Annotated in this window: 20 protein-coding genes and 2 pseudogenes; 19 read left to right on the plus strand and 3 right to left on the minus strand. The window is 33.8% G+C overall.

The genetic code is table 11. The annotated features are described in order from the left end of the window. The first annotated feature begins 11 nt into the window (after positions 1-11). The 9 genes from rpsK (at position 12) to rpsI (ending at position 6,613) form a co-directional block, all read left to right on the plus strand. Positions 12-401, plus strand: a complete 390-nt coding sequence (rpsK, locus tag HS848_RS09420; protein ID WP_001829725.1) for a 30S ribosomal protein S11 — start codon at positions 12-14, stop codon at positions 399-401. Positions 402-483: 82 nt separating this feature from the next. Further along, complete coding sequence (locus tag HS848_RS09425; RefSeq protein WP_107506618.1) at positions 484-1,428, plus strand: DNA-directed RNA polymerase subunit alpha; 945 nt, start codon at positions 484-486, stop codon at positions 1,426-1,428. A gap of 21 nt (positions 1,429-1,449) precedes the next feature. Then, positions 1,450-1,821 (plus strand): 50S ribosomal protein L17, encoded by a 372-nt coding sequence (gene rplQ / locus HS848_RS09430; RefSeq protein ID WP_011275144.1) that lies wholly within the window; start codon positions 1,450-1,452, stop codon positions 1,819-1,821. A 415-nt stretch (positions 1,822-2,236) separates the two neighbouring features. Then, positions 2,237-3,049, plus strand: a complete 813-nt coding sequence (locus tag HS848_RS09435; RefSeq protein WP_198612116.1) for an energy-coupling factor transporter ATPase — start codon at positions 2,237-2,239, stop codon at positions 3,047-3,049. Continuing rightward, positions 3,046-3,909, plus strand: coding sequence for an energy-coupling factor transporter ATPase (locus HS848_RS09440; protein WP_198612117.1), 864 nt, complete (start codon positions 3,046-3,048; stop codon positions 3,907-3,909). Before HS848_RS09435 ends, HS848_RS09440 begins: the two co-directional genes overlap by 4 nt. After that, positions 3,899-4,705, plus strand: a complete 807-nt coding sequence (locus tag HS848_RS09445; RefSeq protein WP_198612118.1) for an energy-coupling factor transporter transmembrane component T family protein — start codon at positions 3,899-3,901, stop codon at positions 4,703-4,705. The genes HS848_RS09440 and HS848_RS09445 overlap by 11 nt, the downstream gene beginning before the upstream one ends. A 4-nt stretch (positions 4,706-4,709) precedes the next feature. Then, a complete protein-coding gene (truA, locus tag HS848_RS09450) occupies positions 4,710-5,513 on the plus strand; it encodes a tRNA pseudouridine(38-40) synthase TruA (RefSeq protein WP_198612119.1) in 804 nt (267 codons plus the stop codon). A gap of 250 nt (positions 5,514-5,763) precedes the next feature. Continuing rightward, a complete protein-coding gene (rplM, locus tag HS848_RS09455) occupies positions 5,764-6,201 on the plus strand; it encodes a 50S ribosomal protein L13 (RefSeq protein ID WP_070442762.1) in 438 nt (145 codons plus the stop codon). 19 nt (positions 6,202-6,220) lie between these two features. Then, a complete protein-coding gene (rpsI, locus tag HS848_RS09460) occupies positions 6,221-6,613 on the plus strand; it encodes a 30S ribosomal protein S9 (protein WP_216081180.1) in 393 nt (130 codons plus the stop codon). A 168-nt stretch (positions 6,614-6,781) separates the two neighbouring features. On the opposite strand, the gene HS848_RS09465 is transcribed toward rpsI, so the two are convergent. After that, on the minus strand, positions 6,782-7,516 hold the full coding sequence (locus tag HS848_RS09465; protein ID WP_232806134.1) for an NAD-dependent protein deacylase: 735 nt from the start codon (positions 7,514-7,516) through the stop codon (positions 6,782-6,784). Positions 7,517-7,805: 289 nt separating this feature from the next. Here HS848_RS09465 and HS848_RS09470 point away from each other — a divergent pair, with 289 nt between their 5' ends. The 7 genes and pseudogenes from HS848_RS09470 to HS848_RS09500 form a co-directional block, all read left to right on the plus strand. After that, positions 7,806-8,561: a DeoR/GlpR family DNA-binding transcription regulator gene (locus HS848_RS09470; protein WP_198612120.1), complete on the plus strand. Its 756-nt coding sequence runs from the start codon at positions 7,806-7,808 to the stop codon at positions 8,559-8,561. 246 nt (positions 8,562-8,807) lie between these two features. Next, positions 8,808-9,235, plus strand: a pseudogene (gene lacA / locus HS848_RS09475) (galactose-6-phosphate isomerase subunit LacA). A gap of 15 nt (positions 9,236-9,250) precedes the next feature. Next, complete coding sequence (gene lacB, locus HS848_RS09480; protein WP_198612121.1) at positions 9,251-9,766, plus strand: galactose-6-phosphate isomerase subunit LacB; 516 nt, start codon at positions 9,251-9,253, stop codon at positions 9,764-9,766. Positions 9,767-9,779: 13 nt separating this feature from the next. Then, positions 9,780-10,712: a tagatose-6-phosphate kinase gene (locus tag HS848_RS09485; RefSeq protein WP_198612122.1), complete on the plus strand. Its 933-nt coding sequence runs from the start codon at positions 9,780-9,782 to the stop codon at positions 10,710-10,712. A gap of 3 nt (positions 10,713-10,715) precedes the next feature. Then, positions 10,716-11,693 carry a tagatose-bisphosphate aldolase gene (lacD, locus tag HS848_RS09490; protein WP_198612123.1) on the plus strand — a complete coding sequence of 326 codons (978 nt, stop codon included), beginning with the start codon at positions 10,716-10,718 and terminating at the stop codon, positions 11,691-11,693. Positions 11,694-11,715: 22 nt separating this feature from the next. After that, entirely contained in the window at positions 11,716-12,030 is a 315-nt protein-coding gene (gene lacF, locus HS848_RS09495; RefSeq protein WP_107508664.1) for a PTS lactose transporter subunit IIA, read from the plus strand. A gap of 5 nt (positions 12,031-12,035) precedes the next feature. After that, a pseudogene (locus HS848_RS09500) lies at positions 12,036-12,265 on the plus strand (PTS transporter subunit EIIC); the annotation flags it as partial. Between the two features lie 91 nt (positions 12,266-12,356). On the opposite strand, the gene HS848_RS09505 reads toward HS848_RS09500, so the two are convergent. Both HS848_RS09505 and HS848_RS09510 read right to left on the minus strand, forming a co-directional pair. Beyond that, positions 12,357-13,493 carry a site-specific integrase gene (locus tag HS848_RS09505; RefSeq protein WP_198612124.1) on the minus strand — a complete coding sequence of 379 codons (1,137 nt, stop codon included), beginning with the start codon at positions 13,491-13,493 and terminating at the stop codon, positions 12,357-12,359. 117 nt (positions 13,494-13,610) lie between these two features. Next, entirely contained in the window at positions 13,611-14,210 is a 600-nt protein-coding gene (locus HS848_RS09510) for an XRE family transcriptional regulator (protein WP_198612125.1), read from the minus strand. A 131-nt stretch (positions 14,211-14,341) separates the two neighbouring features. Between HS848_RS09510 and HS848_RS09515 the strand changes: the two genes are divergently transcribed. The 3 genes from HS848_RS09515 (at position 14,342) to HS848_RS09525 (ending at position 15,558) form a co-directional block, all read left to right on the plus strand. After that, entirely contained in the window at positions 14,342-14,569 is a 228-nt protein-coding gene (locus HS848_RS09515) for an XRE family transcriptional regulator (RefSeq protein ID WP_198612126.1), read from the plus strand. A gap of 42 nt (positions 14,570-14,611) precedes the next feature. Next, a complete protein-coding gene (locus tag HS848_RS09520; RefSeq protein ID WP_198612127.1) occupies positions 14,612-14,875 on the plus strand; it encodes a helix-turn-helix domain-containing protein in 264 nt (87 codons plus the stop codon). A gap of 62 nt (positions 14,876-14,937) precedes the next feature. After that, the gene (locus HS848_RS09525; RefSeq protein WP_198612128.1) at positions 14,938-15,558 is read left to right on the plus strand and encodes a BRO-N domain-containing protein; all 621 of its coding nucleotides are present in this window, start codon (positions 14,938-14,940) and stop codon (positions 15,556-15,558) included. The last annotated feature ends 254 nt before the right edge of the window (positions 15,559-15,812 follow it).

A 15,812-nucleotide genomic window follows, 5' to 3' on the forward strand; every position in this document is an offset into this window, starting at 1 on the left:
GCAAAATATAAATGGCTCGTAAACAAGTATCTCGTAAACGTAGAGTTAAAAAGAATATTGAAAATGGTGTAGCTCACATCCGTTCAACATTCAACAATACAATCGTAACTATCACTGATGAATTTGGTAATGCTTTATCTTGGTCATCAGCAGGTGCATTAGGTTTTAAAGGTTCTAAAAAATCAACACCATTCGCAGCGCAAATGGCTTCTGAAACTGCTTCAAAAACAGCAATGGAACATGGATTAAAAACTGTAGAAGTAACAGTTAAAGGACCTGGACCTGGTCGTGAATCAGCTATTCGTGCTTTACAATCAGCTGGTTTAGAAGTAACTGCAATCAGAGACGTTACTCCAGTACCACATAACGGTTGTCGTCCACCAAAACGTCGTCGCGTCTAATTTTTTAAGTTTGTTATTGTTACAGGCCACTGAGCGAAACAGTTTAAAATTAAGTCGACGTAATTAAGGAGGATTTTTGCAAATGATAGAAATTGAAAAACCTAGAATTGAGACAATTGAAATTAGTGAAGATGCTAAATTCGGTAAGTTCGTTGTTGAACCACTTGAGCGTGGCTACGGTACTACACTAGGAAACTCCTTACGTCGTATCCTACTATCTTCATTACCAGGTGCAGCCGTTAAGTACATTGAAATCGAAGGTGTTTTACACGAATTCTCAGCTATAGATAACGTTGTTGAAGATGTTTCTACAATTATTATGAACATCAAAAAATTAGCGCTTAAGATCTATTCTGAAGAAGATAAAATATTAGAAATCGATGTTCGAGATGAAGGCGAAGTAACTGCAAGTGACATTACTCATGATAGTGATGTTGAAGTTCTAAATCCAGAACTTAAAATCGCAACAGTGTCTAAAGGTGGACATTTAAAAATTCGTCTAGTTGCTAATAAGGGTAGAGGTTACGCACTAGCAGAACAAAATAATACTAGTGATTTACCAATTGGTGTAATTCCTGTTGATTCATTATATTCACCTGTAGAACGTGTCAACTATACAGTTGAAAATACACGTGTAGGTCAAAGTAGTGATTTTGATAAATTAACTTTAGATGTTTGGACTAATGGTTCAATTACTCCACAAGAGTCTGTATCATTAGCTGCTAAGATTATAACTGAACATTTAAATATTTTCGTAGGTCTTACTGATGAAGCACAAAATGCTGAAATCATGATTGAAAAAGAAGAAGACCAAAAAGAAAAAGTACTTGAAATGTCTATTGAAGAATTAGACTTATCAGTACGTTCATACAACTGTTTAAAACGCGCAGGAATCAATTCTGTTCAAGAATTAGCTGATAAATCTGAAGCTGATATGATGAAAGTGCGTAATTTAGGTCGTAAATCTCTTGAAGAAGTTAAATATAAATTAGAAGATTTAGGATTAGGTTTAAGAAAAGAAGATTAATAAGTTAAAGGAGGTCAACTCATGGGTTACAGAAAATTAGGTCGTACTTCTGATCAACGTAAAGCTATGTTACGTGACTTAGCTACTTCACTTATCGTTAGTGAACGTATTGAAACTACAGAAGCTCGTGCGAAAGAAGTTCGTAGTGTTGTTGAGAAATTAATCACTTTAGGTAAAAAAGGAGATTTAGCTTCTCGCCGTAATGCTGCTAAAACATTACGTAACGTTGAAATTTTAAATGAAGACGAAACTACACAAACTGCACTTCAAAAATTATTCGGTGAAATTGCTGAACGTTATACAGAACGTCAAGGTGGTTACACTCGTATTCTTAAAGTAGGTCCTCGTCGTGGAGACGGTGCTGAATCAGTTATCATCGAATTAGTAGATTAATTCAACTTATAAATACACTTACTACTTATATCTAAAGCAAATGAGTGCAACGATAATGTTTGCCACATACAGATATTGTCTAGCTCAGAGTGCCCCATCAATTAAATATTATCAAAAAGCGTGAACTCAACTAAAATATGATGGGGTGCGCGCTTTTTTAGTTTTAAAGTAAGTTACGCGTTTAGCGACTTACTTTAAAGCGTATTATAAATTCTAGGATACAAATCCTAAACCATAGGCGTAGAGAAGATTCAATGCGAATACTCTCTACGCCTCATTTTATATAAACGCTTCATATTATGTCCCTATGTATATGTACAGAGTGATCGTTTGAAGCGCAATGCTTTAACATAGATATACAGAATGTTAATTATCATGTAAAATATATAAGTAAATTATTTTAGGAGGGAACATCGTGGAGGCTAATCATTCAACTATTATAGAATTACAGAATATTGATTTTCAGTACCAAGGAGATGCAGCCTTCACGCTTGAAGATGTTTCTTTTAAAATACCTAAAAATCAATGGACCTCTATTGTTGGTCATAATGGTTCAGGCAAATCTACCATTGCGAAACTCATCGTTGGAATTGAGGATGCTACTAAAGGGCAAATATTCTTTAACAGCACGTTAATTACGCCAGACAACCTTAAAACAATTCGTAATCATATAGGTATTGTTTTTCAAAACCCTGAGAATCAGTTCGTGGGTTCGATCGTCAAATATGATGTGGCATTTGGTCTAGAAAACCATTTAGTCCCGCATGAAGAAATGCAGGAAATTGTAGCTCAGTCATTAAAAGACGTAGGAATGACTGATTATGCTGAATATGAACCACAGTCGCTCTCAGGTGGTCAGAAACAGCGTGTAGCGATTGCAGGTGTCTTAGCACTAAGTCCTTCTGTAATTATCTTAGATGAAGCGACATCGATGCTTGACCCTCAAGCTAAACAATCGTTGCTTGAATTAATACGTAAAGTGAAAAAATATAAAGATGTTACGATTATTTCTATCACGCATGACTTAACCGAAGCTATGGAAGGCGACCATATCGTAGTGATGAACCAAGGGAAAGTCTTTAAAGAAGGTAAACCTGAAACGATTTTTAAAGATATTGATAGTTTGAACAATATAGGGTTAGACTTACCTTTCTCTATGAAGATGAACCAACTCTTAGGTTTTGATGACCAGTATACTACCTATGAAAGGTTGGTAGATAAACTATGACTATTACTTTTAAAGATGTTTCTTATACCTATCAAAAAGGCACGCCTTACGAATATGAAGCTTTAAAACATATCGACCTTACGTTAGAACAGGGGAAGTATTATGCGATTGTTGGACAGACTGGTAGTGGGAAGTCTACGTTAATACAACATCTGAATGGGTTATTAAAACCTACACAAGGTAGTATTGAGCATGACAATATAACTATTGTAGCTAAAACTAAAGATAAGTATATACGTGCTATGCGCCAAAATGTTGGCTTAGTATTTCAGTTTCCAGAGTCTCAATTATTCGAAGATAATATTGAAAGAGAAATTGAATTTGGGCCTAAGAACTTTGGTATGGATGTTGAGAAAGTAAAAGCGCGAGCATTAGACTTATTTTTAGAACTAGGTTTCTCTAAGAACATTATGTCATTGTCACCGTTTCAAATGTCTGGTGGTCAAATGCGTAAAATAGCTATTGTCTCAATACTTGCAATGGATCCAGATGTTATCATTTTAGATGAACCAACTGCAGGTCTAGATCCAAAAAGCCGTCAACAAGTAATGAAATTATTTAAAAAAATTCAAAAAGAACATCATAAAACCATTATCTTAGTGTCACATGATATGAACGATGTCGCTAATTATGCTGAAGAAATTATTGTTATGAAAGAAGGAAGAGTTTTAGAACAAGTTTCTCCTAAACAATTATTTAAACAGGCCAGCCAATTAGAAGAATGGCACATTACTTTACCAGACATTGTTCAATTACAACGTGATTTTGAAAATAAATATCATACTAAGTTAAAAGATATAGCATTAACTGAAGAGGAATTTGTAAGCATGTATCGGGAGTGGCAACATCATGAAGAATAAACTCATTATTGGTCGTTATTTACCTAATGATTCAGTCATACACAATTTAGACCCTCGTGGCAAAGTGATATTTGTGTTTTTATTTATTATTCTTATATTCTTTGCTCATTCATTTGCAACATTCGGTTGGATTCTATTACTTATTCTGTCATTCATGATGCTAGCCAAAATTAAATTTTGGTTTTTAATTAAAGGATTAACGCCAATCTTTATCTTTTTAATTTTTACCTTTTTAATGCATATATTTTTCACGCATGGCGGAACGAGATTAGTAGAATTCGGTTTTATTAAAATAGATAGTGTTGGTATATTAGAAGGTATCTTTATTTCATTAAGATTAATCACGATAGTAATGATAGCTACAATTATGACGCTCTCAACAAGCCCTATAGACTTAACTGATGCATTTGAGAAACTTATGACCCCACTTAAATGGGTTAAAGTTCCTGTCCATCAATTAAGTATGATTATGTCAATCGCGTTAAGATTTATCCCAACATTAATGGATGAACTAGATAAAATTATCTTGGCTCAAAAGTCACGTGGTTCTGAAATTAGTTCTGGAAGTTTAATGACCCGTATTAAAGCATTTGTGCCACTTATGATTCCATTGTTTATTTCTGCTTTTCAGAGAGCAGAGGAATTAGCAATTGCGATGGAAGTTAGAGGTTATGATGCAGATACTCAAAGAACGAGTTATAGAAAGCTAGAATGGCGTTTAAATGACACAATGTGCTTATTAAGCATCATACCTATAGCTATTGTGCTATTTGTACTAAAATATATTGGAGTGTAATAGAGTGCGTATACTAGTTAATATTTCATATCAAGGTAATCAATTCCTTGGTTTTCAAATTCAACAACAAGGGCGTACCGTACAACAACAATTTGAGAAAATTCTGAAGCGTATGCATCGACGACATGTACGTATTCATCCATCAAGTCGTACTGATCGAGGTGTACATGCGTATGAACAATACTTTCACTTTGATACTGACTTGAACATTGCCCCTAAGCAATGGAAGTATGCAATGAATAGTGCGTTACCTGATGACATCTATGTCAACGATGTGCAAGAAGTTAGCGATGATTTTCATTGTCGCTATGATTGCGTAGGTAAAAGATACCGTTACAAAGTTTATCAATCTGAACATCGCAATCCTTTTGAAAGTGGCTTAAAGACATTTATTAAGGAAGATTTAGATTTAAATCGAATGAACCAAGCAGCGCAATACTTTATTGGCACACATGATTTTACTGGATTCTGTTCTCAGAAAACAGAAGTCGAAAGTAAGGAACGTACATTGTATCAAAGTGAGATTATTAAAACGGCAAAAGGCTTTGATTATATAGTCACAGGATCTGGATTTTTATATAACATGGTTCGTGTACTCGTGGCATTTTTAATTGAAGTTGGAAAAGGGAAGCGTCAACCAGAGGAAGTACAACAACTTCTAGTAGAGAAAAATCGAGACAATGTTCCCTTTACAGCACCGGCAGAAGGACTTTATTTAGAAAAGATTTATTTAGACCCAGAGGCTTTAGTTCAAGACTTTGGAAGCGATATAAAAATTCATCGTAAAAAATCATTACAAAATGACTGATTTGCATTGACAAAACCCTTGATAAAATATAACATAGTTAACGGTATTGTTTTATATCACCCCATGATAAGCCCCGGAAACTTATTATGTTACAAGATATATAAGCAGATTATACAGGAATAAAATAAATGAACATTTACGCTTTGAAATCGTAACAGAAATACCGGATTGTAGATTTCATTTGTAGGTTCGACTGCAATGAACATCTACAATCTAAGACGAAGCATTTATTTTTAGGAGGACAATTATTATGCGTCAAACATTTATGGCAAATGAATCAAACATTGAGCGCAAATGGTATGTTATTGATGCTGAAGGCCAAACATTAGGTCGTTTATCATCAGAAGTAGCATCTATCTTACGCGGTAAAAATAAAGTAACTTATACACCACACGTTGACACTGGTGACTATGTAATCATCATCAACGCTTCAAAAATCGAATTAACTGGTAAAAAAGAATCAGATAAAATTTACTATCGTCACTCAAATCACCCAGGCGGTATCAAATCAGTAACTGCTGGTGAATTAAAACGTAATAACCCAGAACGTTTACTTGAAACTTCTATCAAAGGAATGTTACCAAGCTCACGTTTAGGTGAAAAACAAGGTAAAAAATTATTTGTATACGGTGGCGCTGAACATCCACACGCTGCACAACAACCAGAAAACTACGAGTTACGTGGTTAATTAGAAGGAGGAAATTACATTGGCACAAGTTGAATATAGAGGCACAGGCCGTCGTAAAAACTCAGTAGCACGTGTACGTTTAGTACCAGGCGAAGGTAATATCACTGTTAACGAACGTGACGTACGTGACTACTTACCATTTGAATCATTAATCTTAGACTTAAACCAACCATTCGATGTTACAGAAACTAAAGGTAACTACGATGTATTAGTAAATGTACACGGTGGCGGTTTCACTGGACAAGCTCAAGCTATCCGTCATGGTATCGCTCGTGCATTATTAGAAGCTGATCCTGAATACAGAGGTTCTTTAAAACGCGCAGGTCTATTAACTCGTGACCCACGTATGAAAGAACGTAAAAAACCAGGTCTTAAAAAAGCACGTCGTTCACCACAATTCTCAAAACGTTAATATGCCACTGTTGCGAATTTATTCGCTTACAGATGAAGTTTTGCAGATTGCATCAGCAATTTGTGTTCAACTAAACATACGTTTACAGCACTTCTTGGAATTTTCCAGGAAGTGTTTTTTTATTACACAAAAATAGCTAGTGGCTTCATCACCACTAGCTATTAATCTTTATTTATTTTTAAAGACTTCTTGAACTACATCTGTCATGTCGTCATTAATGACTAAGCTAGCATCTCTATCGTAAGGAGTGTTGTCTCGATTAATGATAACTAAGTTATCGCCTGTAAAGTTTGAGATGAAACCGGCTGCAGGTTGTACTACTAGTGATGATCCTAAGACAATCACTGTGTCTGCTTTTTGAATTTTATCGAGCGCTCTAAACACGGTAGGTTGGTCTAACATTTCTCCATATAAGACAATATCAGGTCGAATGACGTCACCACATTTTTCGCAATATCTTAACTCATGTCTCATCACATATGATTTAGAATACTGCTCGTTACAGCTAATACAATAGAAACGATTGAGCGTACCATGAATTTCATCAACATTCTCACTGCCTGCATCTTCATGTAAGCCATCAATATTTTGAGTAATGACGCCTAATGACTTGCCTTCTTTTTCTAATGCAGCAATCCATTCATGTACAACATTTGGTTTTTTATCTGCTACAAGTAAACGTTTATGATAGAAATCAATAAAACTTTCTTTGTCATCATTCAAATGATCAATACTTAATAAATATTCTGGGGAATAACCATCTTTAGAGATTTCATCAAATAGTCCTCCCATAGAACGGAAATCCGGAATACCACTTGCCACAGAAACGCCAGCTCCTGTAAAGAAGACAATGCGATTTGATTTGTCTACAATTTCTTTTAATTGTTCAATTTTATTTTCCAAAATTAACACCTCGTCAGAACGATTTAAATCTATAATTTAATCAATTGTATCTATGTTATACGTATATTTCCATTACAACATATATTTAAGCATTTTTACTAGATTTTCATATTAAATATAAGCAATTCAGGCTTGCTTTATACTGATATTTTAATAAATTATTAGAGTTCAGTCGTTTAATAGTATAAAATTGAAATGTGCGTAAAAATTTAGGAACTGAGATATTAAAGTTTCGAAGACATTTTCAACAAATAAATTAATGATTATAGATGAGGGAGTGACAATTGAAGTGAATAAATATGATCGTTTGGATGAAATTATCAAACTTGTAAACCAAAAAGGCACGGTAAGGACGAATCAAATCGTTGAAGAATTAAATGTGTCCGATATGACAGTGCGACGTGATTTAGCGGAGTTAGAAGAAAAAGGTTTACTCACTAAGATACATGGGGGAGCTAGAAGTAACTCAGTATTTCAATTTAAAGAGAAATCACATCAAGAAAAACACACCCATAACATCGAAGAAAAACGACTTGTTGCTCGTAAAGCAGTGAATCTAATCGAAGAAGGAGATACTCTCTTTCTGGGACCAGGTACAACAATTGAATGTTTAGCAGAACTCATAGCCTACAAATCGCTAACGATTATTACCAACTGTTTCCCAGTATTTAAGATATTATTTGAGAAAAGATCACTAGACTTTAAAGTATATCTATTAGGTGGAGAAATGAGAGAACTCACAGAATCATTTGTCGGGGAAATGGCGAATGCATTACTTAAAACGAAACATTTTAGTAAGATGTTCTTTAGCTGTAACGGAGTTAAAGAAGCTGATGTGTTAACTTCAACGATTGATGAAGCGTATACCCAACAACTTGCATTAGAACGCTCTGTTGAAACTTACTTATTAATAGATGATTCGAAAATTGGAAAAGAAGACTTTACCCAACTATGTAAGTTAGACGATTTAACTGCGGTTATTATCGACAATAATGAAGAAGAGAATATGCAGAAATTAAAATTACATACAGAAGTAATATATTAAATAATAGATGAATCTCGAGATTGTTTGAAAATAAACAATTTCGAGATTTTTTTAGTTTATAAAAGTTTAATTAAACATAATATCTTATTATTTTGTTTAAAACAACTAATTATCAAACAACTTTCAAACATTTGATGTTGATTATTTGTTTGTTTATGTTTATAATTTAAGCGTAAAGATTTGAAAGCGCTTTTCCATATAAAAGAAATATATGTGAAAATCGTCCAACTAAAAAGGAGAATGACTATGACAATTATTATTGGTTCAGATGAAGCTGGCAAACGACTCAAAGATGTTGTTAAAGCCTTTTTAAAAGAAAGTAATCACGATGTACTAGACGTAACTGAAGGTAAAGAATTAGATTTTGTTGATTCAACTTTAGCTGTCGTTAATGAAGTACAAAAAATGATGAAAACTTAGGCATCGCTATTGATGCATATGGTGCTGGTAGTTTCATGGTTGCTACAAAAGTAAAAGGTATGATTGCTGCTGAAGTTTCAGACGAACGCTCAGCATACATGACACGTGGTCATAATAATGCACGTATGATTACTATGGGTTCAGAAATCGTAGGAGACACATTAGCTAAAAATGTAACAAAAGAATTTGTGAATGGTCATTACGATGGTGGACGCCACCAAGTTCGCGTAGATATGTTAAATAAAATGTGTTAATTGGAGGAATAAATAATGAAAATTGCAATTGGTTGTGACCATATTGTTACTGACGTAAAAATGGAACTTTCTAAACATTTAAAAGAAGAAGGATATGAAGTAATAGACGTAGGAACTTACGACTTCACACGTACACATTATCCTATTTTTGGTAAAAAAGTAGGCGAAACAGTTACTAGTGGTGAAGCAGACTTAGGTGTTTGTATTTGTGGTACAGGCGTAGGTATTAGTAACGCTGCTAATAAAGTACCTGGTGTTAGAACTGCTTTAGTAAGAGATATGACTTCAGCGTTATATTCTAAAGAAGAATTAAATGCGAATGTGGTTAGCTTTGGCGGAGCAACTATCGGTAAGTTATTACTCTTCGATATTGTTGACGCATTTATTAAAGCTGAATACAAACCATCTGAAGAAAATAAAAAGTTAATCGCTAAAATCGAACATTTAGAAGCACACAATGATAAACAAGCAGATCCACATTTCTTTGATGAATTCTTAGAAAAATGGGACAAAGGTGAATATCACGACTAAGGGTGGCTCAACAATGATTCTAACATTAACTTTAAATCCGTCTATAGATATTTCTTATCAGTTAGATAATCTCAAACTAGATACGGTTAACAGAGTAACCAATACGAGTAAAACTGCCGGCGGTAAAGGTTTAAACGTTACACGTGTGCTAGCAGAGTTTGGCGAAGATGTGGTAGCTAGTGGTTTCTTAGGTGGAAAATTAGGTGAATTTATCGAGCAACAGCTAAATAACACTAATATTCAACATTCATTCTTCAAAATTGAAGGTGAAACAAGAAACTGTATAGCCGTACTACATGAAGGACAACAAACTGAAATCTTGGAACAAGGTCCAACAATTTCAGAAGATGAAGCACACAACTTTGAAATTCATTTAAACAAGTTGTTCAAAGACGTTCAAGCCATTGCTATGTCAGGTAGTTTACCAAAAGGATTAAACACAGACTATTATGCAAAGGTTATTCAATTAGCGAATGATAAACACATTCCAACAGTGTTAGATAGTTCTGGGCAATCGCTCATGGATGTCTTATTAAGTGAAACAAAACCGACTGTTATTAAACCTAATATCGACGAACTTTCTCAATTACTTCAAACGAAAGTAACACTAGAAATTGAAAGTTTAAAAGAAGCGGTTAATCAACCTATTTTTGAAGGAATAGAATGGATTATCGTTTCATTAGGTGGCGATGGTGCGTTCGCTAAACATAATGAGACATATTACAAAGTGAATATTCCTAGTATTGAAGTAGTTAATCCTGTGGGTTCTGGAGACTCGACTGTAGCGGGTATCACATCAGGATTAGTTCATCACGATTCTGATAAGGATTTACTAAGAAAAGCTAATACGTTTGGCATGCTTAATGCAATGGAGAGCCAAACTGGTCATATTAATGTAAATAAATTTGACGAAATTTTCCAAAAAATTGAAGTTATAGAGGTGTAAAACATGACAAGATCACAACAAAAAGTAGCATCAATAAATCAATTAAGTAATAAGGATGGCATTATTTCAGCATTAGCATTCGACCAACGTGGTGCATTAAAAAGAATGATGGCTGAACATCAAACAGAAGAGCCAACTGTAGAACAAATTGAAAAGTTAAAAGTATTAGTTTCTGAAGAACTAACTCAATATGCTTCATCAATTTTATTAGATCCTGAATATGGTTTACCTGCTTCTGAGGCACGTAATAAAGATTGTGGTTTATTACTTGCCTATGAAAAAACAGGCTATGACGTAAATACAAAAGGACGTTTACCTGACTGTTTAGTTGAGTGGTCTGCTAAACGCTTAAAAGAACAAGGCGCAAATGCGGTTAAATTCTTACTTTATTACGACGTTGATGATGCTGAAGAAATCAATGTTCAAAAACAAGCGTACATTGAAAGAATTGGTTCTGAATGTGTAGCAGAAGATATTCCTTTCTTCTTAGAAGTTTTAACATACGATGATAATATTCCTGATAATAAAAGCGCTGAATTTGCGAAAGTAAAACCTCATAAAGTAAACGAAGCGATGAAATTATTCTCTAAAGAAAGATTTAATGTTGACGTACTTAAAGTAGAAGTACCAGTTAACATGAATTTTGTAGAAGGCTTTACAGATGGTGAAGTTGTTTACAGTAAAGAAGAAGCGGCACAACACTTCCGTGATCAAGATGCTGCAACACATTTACCATACATCTACTTAAGTGCTGGTGTAACAGCAAAATTATTCCAAGAAACTTTAAAATTTGCTCATGATGCTGGCGCTAAATTTAACGGTGTACTTTGTGGCCGTGCAACATGGTCTGGTGCAGTAAAAGTTTATATTGAGCAAGGTGAAGAAGCTGCACATGATTGGTTACACCAAGAAGGCTTTAAAAATATCGATGAATTAAACAAAGTGCTTACAACTACTGCTACTTCTTGGCAGTCTAGATAAATTATAAGAGGAGGACTCTGTTATGAATAGAGAAGAAGTTCAATTACTTGGATTTGAAATTGTAGCTTATGCAGGAGATGCACGTTCTAAATTATTAGAAGCATTAACTGCTGCTAAAGATGGTGAGTTAGATAAAGCAGAACAACTTACTGAAGAAGCAAATGAATGTATTGCGAACGCACATAAAGCGCAAACAAGCTTATTGGCAAAAGAAGCACAAGGTGATGATATTGCATACAGTGTAACAATGATGCATGGTCAAGACCATTTAATGACAACATTATTATTAAAAGACTTAATGAAGCATTTAATAGAATTATATAGAAGAGGAAGTTGACACCTATGAATAAGTTAATTGAATGGATTGAAAAAGGGAAGCCGTTCTTCGAAAAGATATCGCGTAATATTTATTTAAGAGCAATCCGTGATGGATTTATTGCAGCAATTCCAATCATCTTGTTCTCAAGTATATTTATTTTAATCACTTATGTGCCAACGTTTTCGGATTTACATGGAGTAAAACAATGGAAGGTATATTGATGAAACCATACAATTACACGATGGGGATTGTTGGTTTGAGTAAAAAAAGAGCTGTAAACATTGATATGAAGCGGTTTACAACTCTTGATGAACTAAATTGAATACGTTTTGAATACGTTATTGCTAAAAACTGATATAATTAGCGAACTTTTCGGCCACTTTCTCGCGTTGTTTTTCTGTCACATGCGCGTAGATACTCATAGTTGTGTTTATATCAGAATGGCCTAAACGATCTTGTACTTCTTGAACGGATAAGCCCGCTTCAAATAGTAGTGAACAATGTGTATGTCTAAAGCCATGAACGGTTATACGCTTAAAATCATTTTGCTTACATATAAGGTTAAGCGTTTCGTTAGCATATACTCTGTTTAGCCGCTTATTTGTTTCTACGTTTGTGAATACCTCTTGCTGCTTATGTGATGTGTTATGTCCATGTTTAAGCGACATAATACGTTGTTGAGTACGCCACGTTTTTAATACCTCTATCGTTTTATTATCTAGGCTGATTACTCTCTTTGATGATTTTGTCTTTGGTGTATCAATCTTATCTTTATAGCCTATCCCGTTTGTAAGCGTCTTGTTGATGTTTATAGTTTGATTATTAAAGTCAATATCTTGCCATGTTAAAGCCATAAGTTCGCCTCTGCGCATACCAGTAAACGCTAGTGTACGAAACATAGCGTGTTTTAATGGATTATCTTTCACAAGCTTGAGAAATTGCTGTAATTCTTCGCTTGTATAATACTTCATTGTTTCCGACTTCTCGCTATCCTTTTTACGTGGTGGTTTAACATGCTTCATAGGATTATCATTGACTATCTTTAAACTAATCGCATAATCAAATACATTAGACGCATATATACGCCCCTTTTTCGTTTCTGAATAAGTGTTATACCACTCATTCACAACTTTTTGACAGTAAGGTACAGTTATTTCTTTAATAGGCATATTGCCAAAGTGTACAAGTATCATACATTTAAACGCCGTTAATACTTGTTGATATGTACTTTCTTTCACTGTATTTCTATATTGCTGCAACCACAATTCATATACTTGATTAAATGTAGTAATCTCTGTATTTAAAAAGCCGTTGTTTTGTATTTCCGTTTGTAACTTTGCCTCTGCAATTTTTGCTTCTCTTTCAGTCTTGAAGCCTCGTCTTGTTGTCCGCTTCTGCTTACGAGTGATAGGGTCAATGCCTAAATATGCTACAAACATATAAGCAGTTGTCCCGTCTTTCTTTTTATATTTCTTAATCATTTTAAATCAATCCTTTCTACTTGCCCGCATGCGTTTGATTGGATTGAACACACCTTTGAGAATGGTTACTCATCAGTGCGGTAATAGTATGTATAAACTCGTAAGAGAAGCGAAGTTTTATTCTTCATCTTTTAATTTGTTTAATTCAAACATAAAATAGTTATAAACGGCTTCTTTACTTCTAAATGGAAGCTTTGCAAAATTAACCTCAATTTCATTTTCCATATCTCTAGCTTTTTGGTAATCTTCAAAAGTGTTTTCAGTAAGGTTTTCATTAGTATAGGAATATAAAGGATTGATATTTAAGTATTCACAAAGAGCCAATATTTTATTTGCATATATTTCTCCAGAGTAACCGTTTAATATGCTTTGAAGTTGAGGTTTAGAAATTCCAGAAAATTTCATTAGATCATCAATGTCAATATTTTTTGATTCTATAACTTCTTTAACTAAGTTACCAAAGTGAACCTTAATTTCAGTATATGACTTACTATTTATATCATCTAACTGATTGTAGATATATTTTGTAGTGACACCTAAAGCCTCTGCGTATCTTTGTACTTCATTTTCTCCGATTGATCTTCTCCCATTTTCGTGATTTGAAATTGTATTTTGACTAAAACCAGCCTCTTTACTTAATTCTTCTTGTGTCATATTTTTTGATTTACGAATTTTTTTTATGATAAAACCTAATTGATTTTTTTTATTCTTACTCATAAGATACACCTCTTAAATAAGAGTAGCATAATTCAAGATAGTATGAAATAAAAATATCACAATTTGTGATTTTAATAGTTGATATTTTTATCTCGTTATGAGATGATAAGGTTAGTTAGGAGGATATTAATATGATCACTAAAAAGAAAAAAATAAAAAAAGAAATGTTAAAACCTAAAAAAACGTTGAAAGAAGAAAGACTGAAAAGAGAGTATAGTCTTTCTTATATGGCTAATGTTATAGGTGTAGATAGAAGGCAATACAAATTAAAGGAAGAAGGATTTTATCCATTTCATGATTATGAAATAATCGCTATTTGTAATGAAATAAATATAAATATAGATACTTTTTTTATTTAATTACTTATATCTCAATTTGAGATTTTATAAGGAGGTTGAAAAATGACTACACCAATATTAAGCGAAGCCGCTTCAATCGAGCTAGCAAACGGCATTTTGAAATTGGCCGAGCAAATAGCACAGCAAAAGATAGAGCAACAACAGAAGCGGTGGCTTACACAAACAGAAGTAAGGAAGTTATACAGATGTACACATAGTGATGTTACAGAGTGGGAACGTTTAGGACTTACTAAACGTAAACAGGGGCGAAGCTATTACTATGATCGTCAAGAAATAGAAAGATTTTTAGAAAATCAAAAATATTAAAGAAATCTTGCCCGCAAGCGAGAGATGTTAAGTAGTATCAGTCAAATAACTGGAGGTGCTATATGATTAAGCAAATTTTCAAAGGTAATGAAATACGTTTTATAGATAAAGACGGGGAGCATTGGGCAATAGCGAGTGACGTAGCCACGATATTAGGTTTTAGAGATAGTTATTCAGCAATAAGAGTATTGCCTACTCATGTAAAGGATACACACAAAGTGCGTACCCTTGGAGGAGAACAAAATATGTCGGTTATCAATGAAAAAGGCATATACAGATTAGTCATGCGTTCTAATAAAGCCGAAGCGGAAGAGTTTCAAGATTGGATATGTGACTTACTTGTTGAGTTACGTAGAGCAACAGGCCTAGAAGGTTATCAAGCCTTTAGAATGTTAGACAAAGAAAAGCAAAAAGAAGCAATGAACATTGTTAAAGAGGCTCACAAGAATGATAATCCAGTCAATTACATTAAAGCCAATATGATAGCTAATAAAACAACTTCAACGTTATACGGCTTTAAAAAGGCCATTAAGAAAGGCGATATGACGCCGCCAATGTTAGAGGTAAGACAAACCATACTTGATGATGTAGTAACACTAACAGAGGCTAAAAATCGCTTTAATTTAGATATTAAGGTCAGTGAAAGTATTTACGACAAATATAATGCAGGTGTAGATAAATAAAGGGGAGGCGTTGAAAATGCTTAGATTTATAAACGAACTTATTTATATAAGTGTAATAACCATATTTATATGTATGTATAGTGAATTTCACTATTCACTAGCATTCTATGGACTAGCTTCAATTATTACATTAATCAAGTACGAGATTAGAAAAGAACAGATGGCTAATAAACGCATATAAGACGTTTAGAGAGCCATTAAGGAAAAGCAGATAGAAACATCATAATAATATAAACCGCTTCAAAATGAGGCGA

The sequence above is a fragment of the Staphylococcus caledonicus genome, from assembly GCF_016238465.1.
In the GTDB taxonomy this organism is placed as follows: Bacteria; Bacillota; Bacilli; order Staphylococcales; family Staphylococcaceae; genus Staphylococcus; species Staphylococcus caledonicus.

What these genes read in the sequence shown, in the direction of transcription:
- lacD (WP_198612123.1), top strand. Translation starts at nt 10,716, where the DNA reads ATGACAAGATCACAACAAAAAGTAGCATCAATAAATCAATTAAGTAAT.
- rpsK (WP_001829725.1), top strand. Translation starts at nt 12, where the DNA reads ATGGCTCGTAAACAAGTATCTCGTAAACGTAGAGTTAAAAAGAATATT.
- HS848_RS09520 (WP_198612127.1), top strand. Translation starts at nt 14,612, where the DNA reads ATGACTACACCAATATTAAGCGAAGCCGCTTCAATCGAGCTAGCAAAC.
- rplQ (WP_011275144.1), top strand. Translation starts at nt 1,450, where the DNA reads ATGGGTTACAGAAAATTAGGTCGTACTTCTGATCAACGTAAAGCTATG.
- HS848_RS09515 (WP_198612126.1), top strand. Translation starts at nt 14,342, where the DNA reads ATGATCACTAAAAAGAAAAAAATAAAAAAAGAAATGTTAAAACCTAAA.
- HS848_RS09440 (WP_198612117.1), top strand. Translation starts at nt 3,046, where the DNA reads ATGACTATTACTTTTAAAGATGTTTCTTATACCTATCAAAAAGGCACG.
- lacF (WP_107508664.1), top strand. Translation starts at nt 11,716, where the DNA reads ATGAATAGAGAAGAAGTTCAATTACTTGGATTTGAAATTGTAGCTTAT.
- HS848_RS09525 (WP_198612128.1), top strand. Translation starts at nt 14,938, where the DNA reads ATGATTAAGCAAATTTTCAAAGGTAATGAAATACGTTTTATAGATAAA.
- HS848_RS09505 (WP_198612124.1), bottom strand. Translation starts at nt 13,493, where the DNA reads ATGATTAAGAAATATAAAAAGAAAGACGGGACAACTGCTTATATGTTT.
- rplM (WP_070442762.1), top strand. Translation starts at nt 5,764, where the DNA reads ATGCGTCAAACATTTATGGCAAATGAATCAAACATTGAGCGCAAATGG.
- HS848_RS09425 (WP_107506618.1), top strand. Translation starts at nt 484, where the DNA reads ATGATAGAAATTGAAAAACCTAGAATTGAGACAATTGAAATTAGTGAA.
- HS848_RS09485 (WP_198612122.1), top strand. Translation starts at nt 9,780, where the DNA reads ATGATTCTAACATTAACTTTAAATCCGTCTATAGATATTTCTTATCAG.
- HS848_RS09510 (WP_198612125.1), bottom strand. Translation starts at nt 14,210, where the DNA reads ATGAGTAAGAATAAAAAAAATCAATTAGGTTTTATCATAAAAAAAATT.
- lacB (WP_198612121.1), top strand. Translation starts at nt 9,251, where the DNA reads ATGAAAATTGCAATTGGTTGTGACCATATTGTTACTGACGTAAAAATG.
- HS848_RS09445 (WP_198612118.1), top strand. Translation starts at nt 3,899, where the DNA reads ATGAAGAATAAACTCATTATTGGTCGTTATTTACCTAATGATTCAGTC.